10 protein-coding genes are annotated in these 16,726 nt (G+C 61.9%); 5 read left to right on the forward strand and 5 right to left on the reverse strand.

Annotated elements, in window-relative coordinates; all coding sequences use genetic code 11:
* Nucleotides 1–138: 138 nt before the first annotated feature.
* Nucleotides 139–4,548 (forward strand): VWA domain-containing protein, encoded by a 4,410-nt coding sequence (locus V8J82_RS15910; protein WP_339976447.1) that lies wholly within the window; start codon nucleotides 139–141, stop codon nucleotides 4,546–4,548.
* A gap of 606 nt (nucleotides 4,549–5,154) precedes the next feature.
* Here V8J82_RS15910 and lpdA read toward each other — a convergent pair.
* The 5 genes from lpdA to V8J82_RS15935 all read right to left on the reverse strand — a co-directional run bounded on the left by lpdA (nucleotide 5,155) and on the right by V8J82_RS15935 (nucleotide 12,978).
* A complete protein-coding gene (gene lpdA / locus V8J82_RS15915) occupies nucleotides 5,155–6,552 on the reverse strand; it encodes a dihydrolipoyl dehydrogenase (RefSeq protein ID WP_339976449.1) in 1,398 nt (465 codons plus the stop codon).
* A 125-nt stretch (nucleotides 6,553–6,677) separates the two neighbouring features.
* Entirely contained in the window at nucleotides 6,678–7,250 is a 573-nt protein-coding gene (locus tag V8J82_RS15920) for a DUF924 family protein (RefSeq protein ID WP_339976451.1), read from the reverse strand.
* Nucleotides 7,247–8,566, reverse strand: a complete 1,320-nt coding sequence (locus V8J82_RS15925) for an MFS transporter (RefSeq protein ID WP_339976453.1) — start codon at nucleotides 8,564–8,566, stop codon at nucleotides 7,247–7,249. Before V8J82_RS15925 ends, V8J82_RS15920 begins: the two co-directional genes overlap by 4 nt.
* A 63-nt stretch (nucleotides 8,567–8,629) precedes the next feature.
* Entirely contained in the window at nucleotides 8,630–9,685 is a 1,056-nt protein-coding gene (gene queA / locus V8J82_RS15930; RefSeq protein WP_339976455.1) for a tRNA preQ1(34) S-adenosylmethionine ribosyltransferase-isomerase QueA, read from the reverse strand.
* Entirely contained in the window at nucleotides 9,685–12,978 is a 3,294-nt protein-coding gene (locus V8J82_RS15935; RefSeq protein WP_339976457.1) for a YhdP family protein, read from the reverse strand. The genes queA and V8J82_RS15935 overlap by 1 nt, the downstream gene beginning before the upstream one ends.
* A gap of 103 nt (nucleotides 12,979–13,081) precedes the next feature.
* Here V8J82_RS15935 and bcp point away from each other — a divergent pair, with 103 nt between their 5' ends.
* From bcp to V8J82_RS15955, 4 genes are all read left to right on the forward strand, one after another.
* Nucleotides 13,082–13,546: a thioredoxin-dependent thiol peroxidase gene (bcp, locus tag V8J82_RS15940; protein WP_339976459.1), complete on the forward strand. Its 465-nt coding sequence runs from the start codon at nucleotides 13,082–13,084 to the stop codon at nucleotides 13,544–13,546.
* A gap of 152 nt (nucleotides 13,547–13,698) precedes the next feature.
* A complete protein-coding gene (locus tag V8J82_RS15945) occupies nucleotides 13,699–14,523 on the forward strand; it encodes a ferritin-like domain-containing protein (RefSeq protein WP_339976461.1) in 825 nt (274 codons plus the stop codon).
* A 196-nt stretch (nucleotides 14,524–14,719) separates the two neighbouring features.
* The gene (locus tag V8J82_RS15950) at nucleotides 14,720–16,057 is read left to right on the forward strand and encodes a DUF5930 domain-containing protein (protein WP_339976463.1); all 1,338 of its coding nucleotides are present in this window, start codon (nucleotides 14,720–14,722) and stop codon (nucleotides 16,055–16,057) included.
* The gene (locus V8J82_RS15955; protein ID WP_339976465.1) at nucleotides 16,047–16,673 is read left to right on the forward strand and encodes a bactofilin family protein; all 627 of its coding nucleotides are present in this window, start codon (nucleotides 16,047–16,049) and stop codon (nucleotides 16,671–16,673) included. Before V8J82_RS15950 ends, V8J82_RS15955 begins: the two co-directional genes overlap by 11 nt.
* The last annotated feature ends 53 nt before the right edge of the window (nucleotides 16,674–16,726 follow it).

Here is a 16,726-nt window from a genome sequence, read left to right on the forward strand (position 1 = left end):
GGCAACAAGAAGCGTGTGCTCCACCCAAATACCGGAATTCCCGCCCTATGCCAGCACCTGTTTTCACGCTAGCGTGACCCAACGGACATTATCGCCCGTACTGCCCCTTTATCTTGCGACCAGAACGGATTCTTTTTGATGCGCGCCTTTATCCTCACGCTTATCACTCTGATTTTTATTCCTTTTGCGGCTGTTTCCCAATCGGCGGACCGGCCCAATACGATCCTGGTTCTGGACGGGTCAGGCTCGATGTGGGGTCAGATTGACGGTGTGAACAAGATTGTTATCGCCCGCAATGTGATCGGCGATATGCTGGCGGAGATGGCCGATGATGTGAGCTTAGGCCTGACGGTTTACGGCCATAGGGAACGTGGATCCTGCGGCGATATCGAAACCATTGTCGAGCCTGCGCCCTTCACCCAGGACCGCATTCTAGAGGCCGTGAACAGCATTAATCCCCGCGGTCGCACGCCGATGACCGATGCTGTGATTGCCGCCGCGCAAAGCCTGCGTCACACCGAAGAGGCCGCGACCGTGATCCTGGTCTCCGACGGGATCGAAAACTGCAACCCAGATCCCTGCGCCATCGCAACCGAGTTGGAGCAATCGGGCGTCGCCTTCACCGCCCATGTGATCGGGTTTGACGTCGCCTCGGAACCTGAGGCGCGCGCGCAGATGCAATGTATTGCCGACAATACAGGCGGGCTGTTCCTGACCGCCGACAATGCCGCCGAGCTGAGCCAAGCCCTTGAAACCGTTGTTGAAGTCGCCGCGACACCCACACAGATGCGGATTGAGGCGCAAATCCTGCCCGAAGGCACCTATCCCACACGCCCGATCACCTGGACGCTGCTGGACGGCGCGGGCAATGTACTGAGCGCCGGTGTGCAATCGCCCGCCATTGATGTCGGCCTGATGCCCGGCAGTTACGTTGCCCAAGCCACCCGCGACGAGCCCGAGGGCCCGCGCACCTACCAGACCGCCTTCAGTGTGGTGCAGGATCAGACCGATCTGATCGTGGTCGGCATGCCCGCGATTGTTGAGACCAGCCAGATCACCTTCTCGGCCCGGGTCATGCCCGATGGCACGACGCCATCATCTCAATTGAATTGGACGCTCTTTGACGCCTCCGGCAACGCTCTGTTCGGGCCTTTGCAGGCCCCCGGCGGCAATGTCGCGCTTCTGCCAGGCGACTACCGCCTGCAGGTGGAACGGGTGAGCCAAGGCACGATGCATGAGGCGCGCTTTACCGTGCAGCCCAGCACGCCGCAGCAAGTCGTCATCGACCTGCCAGCCATCGCGGTCGAGGTCACGTTTGTGGCCCGGATCGGCGATATCGGCGGCCTGCCCATCACCGATCCGGTTGTCTGGGATGTTGAGCCGTTGATGAGCAATCCCGCCACCAGCAATCCCGCAACCTTCCTGATGCCCCGCGGCGCCTATCGGGTGACCGCCTATTGGACGGCCCAGGAAATCGAGGTCACGCAGGATTTCGTGGTGGTGGACCAGCCGCGTGAGATCGTGGTCGTCTTCCCCGCGCCCCAGCCGCGCGCCTCGATCACCACGGTGGCGTCCGGTGTGGCCGGATCGCTGATCGAGTTCGGCTGGAACGGGCCGGGGGCGGATCGCGATTGGATCGGCTTCTACCCACCCGAGAACCGCACAAATCACAACTATGACGCCATCACCCGCGTTGATCTGCGCAATCTCGACGGCGCGACGGGTGAATTGCGCCTGCCCCCGACGCCGGGGATTTACGAACTGCGCTACATCTCGTCTGAGAACAACCGACAGGTCTTGTCCAGCGCAACGGTTGAGGTGCTGCCGGTGCCTGCCTCGGTCGACGTGACGACGGGTGTCGCTGGGTCTATCGCGCAGGTCACCTGGAGCGGGCCGAGTTATCCCGGCGATTGGCTGGGTTTCTACCCGGTCGATGACCGCACCAGCCACAGCTATGACGCGCTGACCCGGATGGAAATCGCGGATGAGACCAATCCGACCCGCGATCTGCGCTATCCCGCGCGGCCCGGGACCTATGAGTTGCGCTATGTGATGAATCAGGACCGCACGGTCATTGCCCGCCAGACGGTCGAGGTGACGCCCGTCGCCGCCAGCCTGACGGTCCCGGAAACTGGTGTCGCCGGGGCGGAATTCCAGGTCGGCTGGACCGGTCCCGCCTATCCCCGCGACTGGATCGGCTTCTATGCCGTCGATGACCGCACCAATCACAGCTACGATGCCTTCACGCGGGTCGAGGTCGAGGCGGATCGCCCCAATCTGCCCCTGCGCTATCCGTCCGAGCCCGGCACATATGAGCTGCGTTATGTGATGAGCCAGGACCGCGTGACGATTGCCATGGCTACGATTGAGGTGAGCGATATCGGCGCCACGCTGACCACTCCCGCCCGGGGCGTGGCGGGCGCGTTGGCCGAGGTGGGCTGGTCCGGCCCGGCCAATCCTCGCGATTGGATCGGCTTTTATCCCGTCGAGAACCGCAGCAATCACGCCTATGAGGCGATCAGCCGCGTCGAGGTTGCCGCCGATACGCCAGTGGCCGAGCTGCGCTATCCGCCGGAGCCGGGCACCTACGAATTGCGCTATGTCATGGCCCAGGATCGGCGTGTGATCGGACGCCAGACGATTGAAGTGCTGCCTGTCGGTGCTTCGCTAACCGTTGCGCCCGGCACGGCAGGGGCCGAGGCCGAAGTGGGCTGGACAGGCCCCGCCAATCCCCGCGATTGGATCGGCTTCTACCCGGTCGAGAACCGCTCGAATCACAGCTACGAGGCCATCAGCCGTGTCGAGGTTATTGCCGGTGAGTCGCTGGCCCGCCTGCGCTATCCGCCCGAACCCGGCACCTATGAGCTGCGCTACGTGATGAACCAAGGCCGAACCGTTCTGGCCAGCGAAACGGTCGAGGTGCAACCGGTCACCGCCACGCTCACTGTCGCCGAAACCGCTGTGGCAGGCTCCATGGCCGAGGTGGGCTGGACCGGCCCAGCAAATCCGCGCGATTGGATCGGCTTCTACGCCCCCGATGACCGCACGAGCCACAGTTATGACGCTGTCAGCCGTGTCGAAGTCGAACGCGGTGTTCCCACGGCTCAATTGCGGTTCCCGCCCCGCGCGGGCACCTATGAGTTGCGCTATGTGATGGCCCAGGGTCGCACCGTTCTGGCGCGCGCTACAATTGTCATCACACCCGCCCAGGCCAGCCTGATCGTGCCTGACCGCCTGGATGCGGCCACGGAGGTGAGCTTCGGCTGGACCGGCCCCGCCTATCCGCGGGACTGGATCGGGATCTACGCAACCGATGACCGTACCAGCCACGGCTACGATGCATTTGTGCGCGCCGAAGTCGACGCTAATACGCCGGATATCACCCTGCGCTTGCCCGCCGAGCCCGGGACGTATGAGCTGCGCTATGTGATGAACCAGGGCCGCGAAGTGATCGCGCGGGAAACCATCGTTGTGACCGAAAGCGAGGCCTCGGTCACAGCGCCCACCAATGCGCCCGCGGGCTCAGTGATCGAAGTGGTGTGGTCGGCGCCTGCAACGGGTCGTGATTTCATCGGCATCGGTCGTGTCGGCGCCGAAGGCTCCGCCCGGTGGGAAAATTATGTCCGTGCGAGCGATGGCAACCCGGCGGAACTGCTGTTGCCCGCAGCCCCCGGCACCTACCAGATCAGCTTCTTCGAATCCGCGGGCAACACGCCCCTGGCGAGCACTCAGATCGAGGTGACCGATGTGGCCGCCAGCATCACCGCCCCGGCCACTTCTGTCGCTGGGTCGACCATCGATGTGGGGTGGACCGGGCCGGGCTATCCGCGCGACTTCATCGGCGTCGGCCTGGTCGGCGCCGAAGGCAGTGCGCGTTGGGACAATTACATCGCCGTCGATCAAGGCAACCCGCTACGGCTGCAAACTCCGCCGCGCGCTGGCACCTATGAGATCACCTATTTCATTGATCAGGACAGACGAGATATAGCGACCGCCGTGATCGAGTTGAGCCCACCCGCGGCCAGCCTCACCCTGCCCAGCACCGCGGTGGCCGGATCGACCATCGATGTGGGCTGGACCGGGCCGGGCTATCCGCGCGACTTCATCGGTATCGGCCTGGTCGGCGCCGAAGGCAGCGCACACTGGGACAATTACATCGCCGTCGATCAAGGCAACCCGGTGCGGCTTCTGACCCCGCCGCGGCCTGGCACCTATGAGGTGACGTATTTCATCGATCAGGACCGCGTGGATGTGGAGACGGTCACGCTGGACTTGACCGAGATCCCCGCCACTCTCTCCGCCCCGGCAAGTGCAGAAGCGGGCAGTGTGGTGGATGTGGCCTGGACTGGACCCAACTACGATGGGGATTTTATCGCGATTGGTCGGGCTGGCGCTGATGGCAGCGCCCGGTGGGAAAGCTACAGCGATACCGAAGCCGGATCGCCCGCGGCGTTGACCATGCCCGACAGCCCCGGCGCGTATGTGATCCGGTACTTCGTCGATCAGGATCGCGTGGTGATTGCCGAGACACCGATTACGGTGAACTGAGCAATCACCTCCCGATTTATGGCCGGCGCCGAGGAGATCTCGGCGCCGGTATTTTTTACCCGTGAGTGTAGCGAATGGCGGCAGAGCCAGGCCCCACATTGGCCGCGCGGTCAAATCCAGCGCGATCAAACGATCGGCGATGATGCAGCGTGCCGACAACCGGTTGGTTCAATGCCATATCCGATGGCGGACGCGTAGCCCTTCTCTGCCCCCCGCGATCAGTCACCTGATCCCGAGGCCTTGCGTGCCAGCGCCAGCCCTGTTGCACGGCGCGTGCGTGGTCGCGTGCGCAACCAAGCTCAAACGCAGCTTCATAGGCATAGTCCTACATGTACAATGGAGGGCCGTGAGTGAAACGACCAGCCGCGGGCTGACCCCGTAAAATCAGAACACCTAAAAGAATGCCCTCACCGGTGATCGAAATTGTTAACGCCCCCATTTCAGCGGAAAACCGCCAAAAGAAGGCGAGATCGCCCTAAAATTGTGCTTAAAAAAGCGCCGCAGGCGTCCAATGAACCGACAATGGCCAGAATACCGGCGGGCATATACCGGAATGGATGCAGGCGCTCCGATCACGGGCGCCCGCATTCCTGAATTTTTCGAAGGTTAGATGTGGATGACGCGGTCGTAGGCGTCGAGCACGGACTCGTGCATCATTTCGCTGAGGGTGGGATGTGGGAAGACCGTTTCCATCAAGTCTTCTTCGGTCGTCTCAAGCTTCTGACCAACCACGTAGCCTTGGATCAGCTCGGTCACTTCAGCGCCGATCATATGGGCGCCCAGAAGCTCGCCGGTTTTCTCATCGAAGACCGTCTTCACCAGACCCTCGGGCTCACCCAAGGCAATCGCCTTGCCATTGCCGATAAAGGGGAAGCGACCAACCTTGACCTTATACCCCTTCTCTTTCGCCTTGGCCTCGCTGAGGCCGACGGACGCGACCTGCGGATGGCAATAGGTACAGCCCGCAATGCTTTCGGGTTTGATCGGGTGGACATTGTTCTTGCCCGCGATCAGCTCGGCGACCATTACGCCTTCATGCGACGCCTTATGGGCCAGCCAGGGCGCACCGGCTATGTCACCAATCGCGTAAAGCCCCTCAACCCCCGTGCGGCAGAATTCATCGGTGACCACATGGCTCCGGTCGACCTTAACACCCAGCGCCTCAAGCCCCAGATTCTCGACATTGCCCACAATCCCGACGGCGGAGATCACGGTATCGAAGTCCTGTGTCTCGACCTTGCCGCCAATTTCGATATGCGCCGTCACTTTGTCCGCGGCACGGTCGAGCTTTTTGACCATCGCCTTTTGGAGGATTTTCATACCCTGCTTTTCAAATGCCTTCTTGGCGAAAGCCGAAATCTCTTCATCTTCAACAGGCAGAACACGGTCCATCACCTCGACCACCGTCGTATCGGCACCGAGCGTATTATAGAAACTGGCAAATTCGATTCCGATGGCGCCCGAGCCGATGACCAGCAGCTTCTTCGGCATATGCGGAGGGGTCAGCGCGGCCTTGTAGGTCCAGACGCGTTTGCCATCGGCCTCCAGCCCCGGCAATTCGCGGGCCCGCGCGCCGGTGGCCAGGATGATATTCTTGGCCGTCAGCTCTTCGGTGCCCTTATCTGTCTTGACCGACACTTTGCCTTTGGCGGGGATCGTAGCCGCCCCCATGAATGTGGTGACTTTGTTCTTCTTCATCAGGTGCGTCACACCGCCCGAAAGCTGCTTGGCCACTTTGCGGGACCGATCCACCACCTTGTCCAGATCGTAGCCGATGCCATCGGCGCTGAGGCCAAATTCCTTGGCCCGATGCATCAAATGAAAGACCTCAGAGGACCGAAGCATTGCTTTTGTCGGAATGCAGCCCCAGTTGAGGCAAATGCCCCCCATATGTTCACGCTCGACGATCGCCGTTTTCAGGCCCAATTGGCTGGCGCGGATCGCCGCCACGTATCCGCCGGGGCCTGCGCCGATTACGATAACGTCAAAATTCTGTGCTGCCATTGGGGGGTTCCTCCTACCGGGCACGGTCTCATCTCGAATTTGTTCAACGTTAAACTACTTTCCAAAGCGCGACAATTGACGCTAGGTCGCAGTCGGGGTTGCACGGAACGCATGGCATCGAAACGCTACGCCGTCTTTCGCTGCAATTGGCGTAAAATGCCTGCATACCCGCCCTCGTCCATAAACCGACGCTCGGCAGGTGTGGTCTCACGCCCCAAAGCATCGTTGCGATAAGGAAACCGCCCGAATTGGTCGATGATCATCCGGTGAGCATGGGCGTGCAGCGCGTTGTTGCCGATTTCCATCCGGGTTTCCATCAAGGCGCAACACAGATCCTGATGGGCGGGCAATTCGGAATGCATGAAAGGCATGTAGACGAATTGGCGCATGGGCTCGTCCACCTCCTGATCCCAGCCCTCATCCAGCATATGCTGGGCTACGGCGATGCCTTGGTCATCGGTTGCGAAGGCCGTCGCATCCCCCCGAAACATGTTCCGCGGGAATTGATCAAACAGCAGGATCAGCGCCAACGCCCCTTCGGCGCTTGCGGACCAATCGTCATATTCCCCGGCCCGGGCGCGCTCCCAATCCTGGCCAAATCGATCTCGGATGGTTTGGTCGAAGGCGTCATCCTGTGTGTACCAGGCGTCAGGTCCGGCCTGATCCCAGAATGCAACAATCTCGGCAGCTTTGGTCATATACGTGCCCCTTCCGGGCTTGAAGTGTCGTCCCCATCGATCTCTTCTGCGTCGCTGGCCATCTCCTCCGCTGCCTCAACATAAAGCTCTTGCGCCGCCTCAACCGCCACCGGCGAGGCCGTGCCCGGCATCACCAAGGCGTAGGGAACGGCATCGTAATCCGATTCTTCCGCATAGACCGATTGGCGCTGGCTCATCCGGAACATACCATAAACTGCCACGCAGCCTAGGACGACTGCCAAAAACAACCAAAAGCCGCCCGGCCCCATCCACCCCATCAGCAGACCCATCACCGGCGGGCCCGCAATCGCGCCGATCCCGTTGACGAAGATCAGGCCCCCGGACGCGGCGGGCATATCCTCAATCTCTAGGTAGTCATTGGTGTAGGCGATCAGCAGCGCATAAAGCGGCTGCGCAAGGCCGCCGGACAGTGCCGCCAGGATCAGCAGAGCGATATAGCTCTGCGCCAGAAAGACGCCGCCAAGCGCGGCCAAGGCGCCCAAGGCCGAGGCGCTGATGATCAGCAATCGCCGGTCGATCCGGTCCGACAGCCAGCCGATGGGGTACTGAAACACAATCGCCCCAATAAAGAACGACGAGATGAAGGCCGACAATTGCGCCAGCGATAGCCCAACCTCGGTCGCATAGACCGCAGCCATGGCAAATTGGCCCGCAAACACGCCGCCCATGAACAACATCCCGATCACGCCGAAGGGTGATTTGTCATAAAGCGCGCGCAGCGACATCGGCCGGGTCGTCTCAGCCGTGGGTGTGGGCGCCGCCGACAGAAGGATCGGCGCGAAGCTGAGCGAAACGCAGATCGACGGGATCACAAACAGCAGCCAGCCCGACGGATCGCCCGCCGCCAGGATGCCCTGCCCGGCCACCAGGCCAAACATCTGCATCAGCATGTAGGCGCTCAACGATTGGCCGCGGGTCTCGTTGGTCGAGGAATTGTTCAGCCAGCTTTCCGCAGTGACATAAACGCCCGACAGGCTGAATCCGATGGCCACCCGCAGTGCCATCCAAGCGTAGGGATCGGTGATGATCGGGTAGGAGATCACGATGGCCGAGATGAACGAGCCGAGCGCCGCGAAGACCCGCACATGGCCCACCCGCGCAATAAAGCGGGGCGCCACGCGCGATCCCCCCAGGAAGCCGACGAAATAGGCCGAGCCGATCAGCGACAATTCGAAGGTTGAAAAGCCTTCGATTGCACCGCGCACGCCCATCAAAGAGCCCTGCAAACCGTTGCCAATCTGCAGAAGAAACATGCCCAGCAAAAGCGCCCATGCGCTGCGGAATACGGTGATCATCGCGCACCTCAGTTCAGTTTACCCGTCAGGGCCGCTGGTGTCAGGGAGTCGGGCGTCGGTCTGTCAGATTCGCGACGGAATTAGCAAAGACGCGTCACCATAGGAAAAAAATCGGTAATTCTCCGCCACGGCGTGGTCGTAGATCTCGCGGATGCGATCCGCTCCCATCAGGGCGGAGACCAGCATCAGAAGCGTCGATTTCGGCAGGTGGAAATTGGTCATCAACGCGTCGGTGATTTTCCAACGATAGCCGGGATAGATGAAGATGTCGGTGGTGCCCTCAAAGGCGCGCATCGTGCCGTTCTCCTGCGCTGCCGACTCGATCAGGCGCAGGGCAGTGGTGCCCACAGGAATGATCCGCCCCCCTGCGGCCCGCGCGGCGTTCATCGCCTGCGCGGCGGCCTCGGTGACCTCTCCCCATTCGGCGTGCATACGATGGGTGGTGACGTCATGGACGGTGACCGGCAGGAACGTGCCCGCCCCCACATGCAGCGTCACGAAGCAGGTCCGAACACCCCGCGCGATCAGCGCTGCCATCAGATCTTCGTCGAAATGCAGGCTGGCGGTGGGTGCCGCAACGGCCCCGGCGCGTTTCGCCCAGATTGTCTGGTAATCCTCATTGTCCTGTGCGTCGGGCGCGCGTTTGGCGGCGATATAGGGCGGCAACGGCATCGCTCCGGCATCAGCCAATGCGACATCAAAGTCGTCGCCCGTCAGGTTGAATGCCAGGCGCAAGCCACCGTCGAGAACTTTAATATCAGCCTGTAGGCCACTGGAAAATATGATTTTCTCATCCAGCTTGAGCTTGCGCATCGGTTTTGCCAATGCCGACCAAGTGCCATCGGCCTGCGGCTCCATCAGGGTCACTTCGATCTTGGCGCGCACCTCACCGTCAGGTGTCTGCCGCGGACGGTGCCCGGTCAAACGCGCGGGAATGACACGCGTATCGTTCAAGACCAACAGATCGCCAGGGCGTAGGACCGAGGGCAGATCCGCAACGCGCAGATCCCGCGTTTCGGCACCTTCGGCCAGCAACAGTTTCGCCGAAGACCGCGGCTTTGCAGGCCGGGTCGCAATCAAACGCTCCGGCAGATCGAAATCAAAATCGCTCAGCTGCATCAGCCGTCCCCAGCACTCGCGCCGCCTTCGAAATTGGGCGGCGGGGCGCGGAAAATCTCGCGGAAAATACCGGGCGTCAAGATCGATAACGGGTTAACGGTGACCTGCGTCTGATCCCCAGCGCCAATCAAGCGGTAGTTGAAGCCAAACAGCCCCTCGCGGCGCGGCGCAAACAGTGCCCCGAAGACACCGTTCACCAGGTAGAGCGGCGACACTACGCCTTGCATTTCATAGCGCGCGGTGGCGACATCATAGACGCCATCCATCGAGATCCCCATCGAGGGGCCCACGGCGGCGCCCTCGGTCAGGACGATGCGTTCAGGCGTGATACGAAACTGCGCATCGACCTCGCCCATATTAATCCCCTCGCCGCTGAGTTGTTCCAGCAGACCGACAACCGAGATCACATTCAACAACTCGGCCATCACCGGCGCATCCCGCAGGCGCGGGTTAGTCACGGTCAATCGCCCGTCATATTGCCCCCGGTCAGGCAAAGCGGCAAGCAACAGGCTCATCTGACCCTGATACATGTTCTCGAAAATCCCGGCCGCTCGCATCACCGCGCCGCCATCGTTCGAAATCAGGCGCACCGAGGGGCCATTGGGGCCAGGGATCAGTTGGCCGGCGACAGGCGCCTCGCCATTGACGCTGCCGCGGAACTCTCCGCTCATCGAGGCGCCATCAAGTGCCGCGCGCAGACCGGTCAGGGCGATGCCTTCGGTGATCTGCAATCGGTCGAGCGCGATATCGAGCGGACCAACAGAGCCGTTGCTTGCCCCACCGGTGCCAGCCAGTGACGGCATGGTGCGGAAATCCAGCGTGCCGTCGATCACCTCGATCGCGGGTGTATCGGCACCGCGTCCGATCAAGCCGCCGCGTACATCCAGCCATTGCCCCAATTGGAAACGGGCGGCGGACAGCCGGTTCAGCGTGCCGTTATCGGTGAAATTGACGGCGCCTTCCAGCGCCAGACCGGCGCCATCGATCCGCAGATCCGTCACTTCGGGGCGCGGACCGAGCGTTATATCGGCACTGAGGCGACCGGTTTGGGCGGGCGCCATGCGCCAGGCCAGCGCCGGGATCGCCAGGCCCAATCCGTCGAGATCGGATTGCACATTCAATTGCGCCGGCTGCCCTGCCTGCAGGGCAACGCGCAAATCGGCGGGCGCTGCGCCGGAGACCAGCCAATCGGGCAATGTCACGCCGAACCGGGCGAGGCTGTCACGGTCCAAGGTCGCGCGCGCCTCCACCACGCTTCCGGGCGGCGCGTCGGGGGCCAGCAGAACGCTCCATTGCCCGGTTAGCGGCACCTCGTCCAAGGCGGCTTGCCCACCGACAGAGAGCTGGTCCGGCGTCAGCGTGACGAGGATGCGGTCGCCGGTCAGGCGGCGTTCAGGCACCAGATCGGTCGCCACGAAATCAGTCACAACGGCGTCGGCCCAGACCTCGAGCCCGGCCATCCCTTCCGCAGGAGGCCGGTTCAGCAACCGAGTGGACAGATTCACCTCGCCCGTGATCCGTCCGTCGCCAATCTCGTCAGGGCCAAAGTCGCTATCGGCCAAGACAGCGAAGGGCGGGCCATCCAGCAGATGCATCAAATCCGGCAGAGCACCCGCCAGATCCAGATCGAAGGTTGCCAATGGGCCGCGGACCGAAACATCCTCGATCACCATGCGACTGCCCGCCAAAGCGATCGGACGCCGCCCTTCGGCAGCGATGCCGCCACCATCCAGACCAACCAACAGGCGTTGGTTCAGCAGGTTGAGGAACCCCGATGCGCTTCGGATCGGCGGGGCGGCTGGCAGCGCCTGGATCTCTGCACCGCTGAAATCAAACGACAATTCGTAGTTCGGCGCTGCTGCCGGGGCCTTGCGAAACGCGAAATCCACACCCGCGACATTGGCCTGGCGCAGCCTGTCAGCCACCCACCACCTCGTATTTGGGATCGCGGTTTCGGGCCAATAGGACAGCACGGTCGCAACATCGCTTTGCGGGATGTGCGCATCCAGTGCAAGGTTCAAGCCATCGCTCCCAAAACGGATATCACCGCTGAGCATGGCGCGCATGTCACCATCGAAGATCACCGCCTGACCGATTTCGAGTTCAACCGTCTCGCCCAACGACAAACGCAGATCCAGCGCCGCCCCATCGAACACCAGTGGCGCGTCGAACAGACCTTCGGGATCCGCCATGACCTCACTGAACGCAAGTTGCGCCGTCACCAGGGCCCCATCGGCGGAGATATCGGCATGGCCGCCTGCTTCGAACGCCGCTTGCTCCGCCTGCAGCGCGATACGGTCGAACCGCGCGCGGCGCGTCTCCGGGTCGTAGTCCAGGTCCGCAGCGATCCGCGAAAAACTCAGCGGCGCCTCGCGCCCCGGCAAAGCAAGCTCACCCGCGCCCAAAATAGCCCAAGCGGAGACTTGTCCGATCGTGCCATCATCGGCCAGCCTGGCCGACATCGCGCCATCGACGGGCGCGCGGATCAGGTTCAGAAAGGCCAGGTTCGGGCTTAACGTCGCCACATCGCGCGCCGACAACGTATCGAAATCCAGTGACAGGTCCGTCACCCCACCGGTCGCACCGCGCACCATGGCGATTTCGATGCGTGCGTTTCGCCTGCCTTCAATCTGACCGCCAACATCCAAGCTGAGCTGACCGCTGTCCCGCACCAGTCGCATCTCTGCGCCGTGCAGACGCATCGCCCGCCCGCTGGTGAAATCCGACAATGTGACTTCCAGATCCTCACCGCTCACCTCTTCCAGATTGGCAAAGATCGGATTGTCGAACATCTGGTCCAAACGGGCCATCGTATCGGCCAAGCTCAGATCTGCGGCATCTTGCTCGCCCGCGAAGTCCAGATCGATCCGTCCATCTGCATCGCGCCGCAGGTTCAGGCCCGCACCTCGAATGACCACACGCTTGATGCGCATCTGTCCGCTCACCAAGGGACCAGGCGCAAGGCGGATCTGCAAGGCGGGCAAGATGGCGCGCAACTCTCCGTCCGGCGCCGTTAAGGCCACGTCGCGAAACTCCAAAGCGGGCGCTCGGCCCCCTTCAGGCAGCGCTAGAAGCATCTCACCGATCTCGATGTCGCTGGCCACCATGGCGTTGTCGATGCGCGCCTCGATACGCGCCTGCATCCCGTCAGGCAGGTGCAAGGGGGCCAAATAGAGCCGCAGCCAAGTCAGAGCCGGCAAAAGAACACACAGCGCCACACCCGCCAGTAAGGGCCAAAGCCAACGGCGGCGTCGCGCCGATGGCGCGCGCGGATCCTCTGCAGTATCGCTCACATTCTGGCCTGTTCGATTGCCTGCATCCTTACCCTTTATTCTCGCCACAAAGCGCCTAGCTTGCAAACCCGACCGAAGACATAGCACGCGAAAGGACCTGTTCATGCCCGATATCGGCCAACCCGCCCCCGACTTCACCTTGCCCCGCGATGGCGGCGGCACACTCACCCTCTCGGATCTGCGGGGAAAAGCGGTGGTGCTGTATTTCTATCCCAAGGACGACACGCCCGGCTGCACCAAAGAGGCCATCGCATTCACAGGCGCCGCCGACGCGTTCGAGACGGCCAATACGATGATTGTTGGCATCTCGAAAGACACGGCGGCAAAACACGACAAGTTCATCGCCAAACATGATTTGGGGATCGCGCTGGTCTCAGATGCCGATACCGACATCTGCGAGCAATATGGCGTTTGGGTCGAAAAAAATATGTATGGCAAGAAGTATATGGGGATCGAGCGTGCAACCTACCTGATCGATGCCGAGGGCACGATTGCGCAGATCTGGCGCAAGGTGAAAGTGCCTGGCCATGCGGAGGCTGTTTTGGAAGCGGCCCAGGCGCTGGGGTGATCCAAGCGCATCCAGTGGAACATGTCCGGTCCCGAGGCGATGCCTCGGGCCTGCGTGGCAACGCGAAAAACACGTATGCGGCGGAGCCGCGCAATTTGATGGTTGGGGGCGGCGCTTGACGGCGGCGCACCCGTCGGGCCACACCGCTGAGTATGACACCACTCGCTCAGATGGCCGACCAAGTGCTGCGCACAGCCGACGCACGCGAGAAAACCGCCCTATCACGGCGGTTCGCCGCCGAATGGCAGGCCGCGCGCGAAAACGGTGAGACGCCCCAGATCGGCACCGCGCAGCCGCCGCTCCGCCCTGCCCGACCCGACGCGCCCGAATTGCTACATCCGCGCGACGTTCCGCGCCGCAAACCCGGCACTCCGGCTGGGCGCCGCGCCATCCTCCATGCGGTGGCCCATATCGAATTGAACGCCGTCGACCTGCATTGGGATATCATCGCCCGGTTCAGTGCCACACCGCTGCCAATCGGGTTTTTCGATGATTGGGTCCGTGCCGCCGATGAGGAATCGAAGCATTTCAATCTGATGGCCGATTGTCTGGAGTCGATGGACAGCCATTACGGCGCCTTGCCCGCCCATGCCGGCATGTGGCGCGCGGCGGAAGATACGGTGGATGATCTGATGGGCCGTCTCGCCGTTGTCCCCATGGTGCTCGAAGCCCGTGGTCTGGATGTCACACCCGGCATGGTCGCCCTGTTCGAGAAAGCCGCGCCCCAAGACCCAACCGCGGCTCAGGCCGTCGAGGCGCTTCAAGTGATCTATGCCGAAGAAGTGCACCATGTCGCCTATGGCTCAAAATGGTTCCATTTCCTGTGCGGACGCCATGATCTTGACCCGAAAGAGGCCTTTCACGGACTTGTGGATAAGTATTTCCACGGCGCCCTTAAGCCCCCGTTTAACGAAGAGAAACGCGCCGAGGCCGGATTGCCGCCGGACTTTTACTGGCCCCTTGCCGAGCGCGCATAGGGATCATCTACAAGAATACTAGGCCCCATCGGCGGTTTTCTGCCGGATTTCAACGATTTTTCAGTGCGTTTTAACTGTTGGCTGTCTAATGTATTGAGCGATGAACCAGTGTCCCTTATCCCCAAGGGCGCTGGACCGACCCTAGGGGACATAATGGGTCGGACAAAAACACGTTGGGGAAGTGAGGCATAGGACAGTGACAGCTCGCTTTTTGAGCCGCTTGAATGCGGCGCTTGAACGGCACTTGCCAGAACAACGCCTGTTTCTGAAGTCCGAAGAGGGCACGCGGTTCATCCGCCTACGCCCGGCGACTCAAGCAGGCATGATTTTAGGCGGCGCAACGCTTTTGGGATGGACCGTGATCGTCACATCCTTTTTCTTGATCGATACGATTTCGGCTGGGAATGCCCGCGACTTGGCGGCGCGCGAACAGCAGATGTACCAGGAACGGCTGAACGACCTGGCGCTGGAACGCGATGCCCGCGCCGCCGCCGCAGCCGCCGCGCAGGATCGGTTTGCGCTGGCGATGGATCAGATCTCGGTCATGCAGACACGGCTGCTGGACAGCGAGGAGCGACGGCGTGAATTGGAAACCGCGGTCGATGTGATCCAAACGACCTTGCGCCGCACGATCGATGAACGCGACGACGCGCGGCTGACTGTCGTCACCCTGCGCAATGAGCTTGAGGCCGATACCGGCACCGTCCAGACCGCGGCTGCCCGCGAACGCGAGTTGGAACAGACCCTCGCCTTCCTTACCCAAGCGCTGGAATTCACCGCCCAGGAACGGGATACCGGCAATGTCTTGATTGCCGCGGCCGAAGGCGAAATCAACCGCCTTAACTTCGACGCCGCGCTGATGGAGGAGCGTCAGGATCGCGTATTCCGGCAGTTGGAAGAGGCCGTCGCCGTTTCGATGGAACCGCTGGACGAGATGTTCAGAGCGGCAGGCCTGTCCACCGACGATCTGATCGAGAGTGTGCGGCAAGGCTATTCCGGTCAGGGTGGCCCGCTGACACCGATCGTGTCGACCTCGGGCGATACACCCGATGCCCTGTCGATCCGCGCCAACAACCTGTTGGGCGCGTTGGATGAGATCAACCTGCACCGCATCGCTGCCGAGCGCCTGCCCTTCGCCTTCCCGGTCGAAGGCACCTATCGCTCGACCTCGGGTTTCGGCAACCGCCGTCATCCGATCAGCGGCACCTGGCGGCACCATGACGGGCATGATTTCGCAGGGTCCACCGGTACGCCAATTGTTGCCACCGGCGCAGGCACGGTGGTTTTCGCTGGGCGCCAAAGCGGCTATGGTAATATGGTTGAAATCAGACATAGCCATGGGTTCACCACACGATATGCCCACCTTCACCGAATTCGCGTCAGCGAGGGGGAAAGGGTCTCGCGCGGGGAGCTCATCGGTGATATGGGCAATACCGGTCGGTCCACTGGGACGCATTTGCACTATGAAGTGCGACTGAATGGAGAGCCGTTGAACCCCATGACGTTTATAAGGGCAGGACGCGATGTTTTCTAAATCCAAAATCAATGAACCCGGACCCAAACAGGGCGGCTCGTCCGATGGGTCCTCCGGTGACGGTTCGACATCCGCGTCGGGCTCAACCACGGGAGACACCATGAACAAACCCAATACTTCCTCGGCATCGGGCAGCAAATCCAAGCCGCAGCCCTCGATGCTGAGCTCGGACCTGACCATCGTGGGCAACCTACGCACCACCGGTGATATTCAGGTCGAAGGCACCGTGCAGGGCGATATCCGCGCCCATCTTCTGACGGTTGGCGAAAGCGCCAATATAGAGGGTGAGATTGTCGCCGATGACATCGTGGTCACTGGCCGTGTCGTCGGCCGTGTGCGCGGCCTGAAAGTGCGCCTAACCTCCACTGCGCGGGTCGAAGGCGACATCATCCACAAGACCATTGCAATCGAATCCGGCGCCCATTTCGAAGGCTCGGTGCAGCGCGCCGAAGATCCGCTCTCGACCGGCGCCAACAACCCTTCTCCGCGCACGCCGATCACAACCGGCGGTATGGGCGGCGGAAGCTCTGCACCCGAAACGCCCGCGGCGCCGACCGTGCCCCGCCCCGCAGCGGCGGGACCCGTGCCGACCTCCGGATCGAAATCCGACAGCTAAGCCACGGCGCGCTTCACGACATTCAAAAAACCGGGCCTTGCGCCCGGTTTTTT

This window comes from Gymnodinialimonas mytili, from assembly GCF_037544085.1.
GTDB classification, from domain to species: Bacteria; Pseudomonadota; Alphaproteobacteria; order Rhodobacterales; family Rhodobacteraceae; genus Gymnodinialimonas; species Gymnodinialimonas mytili.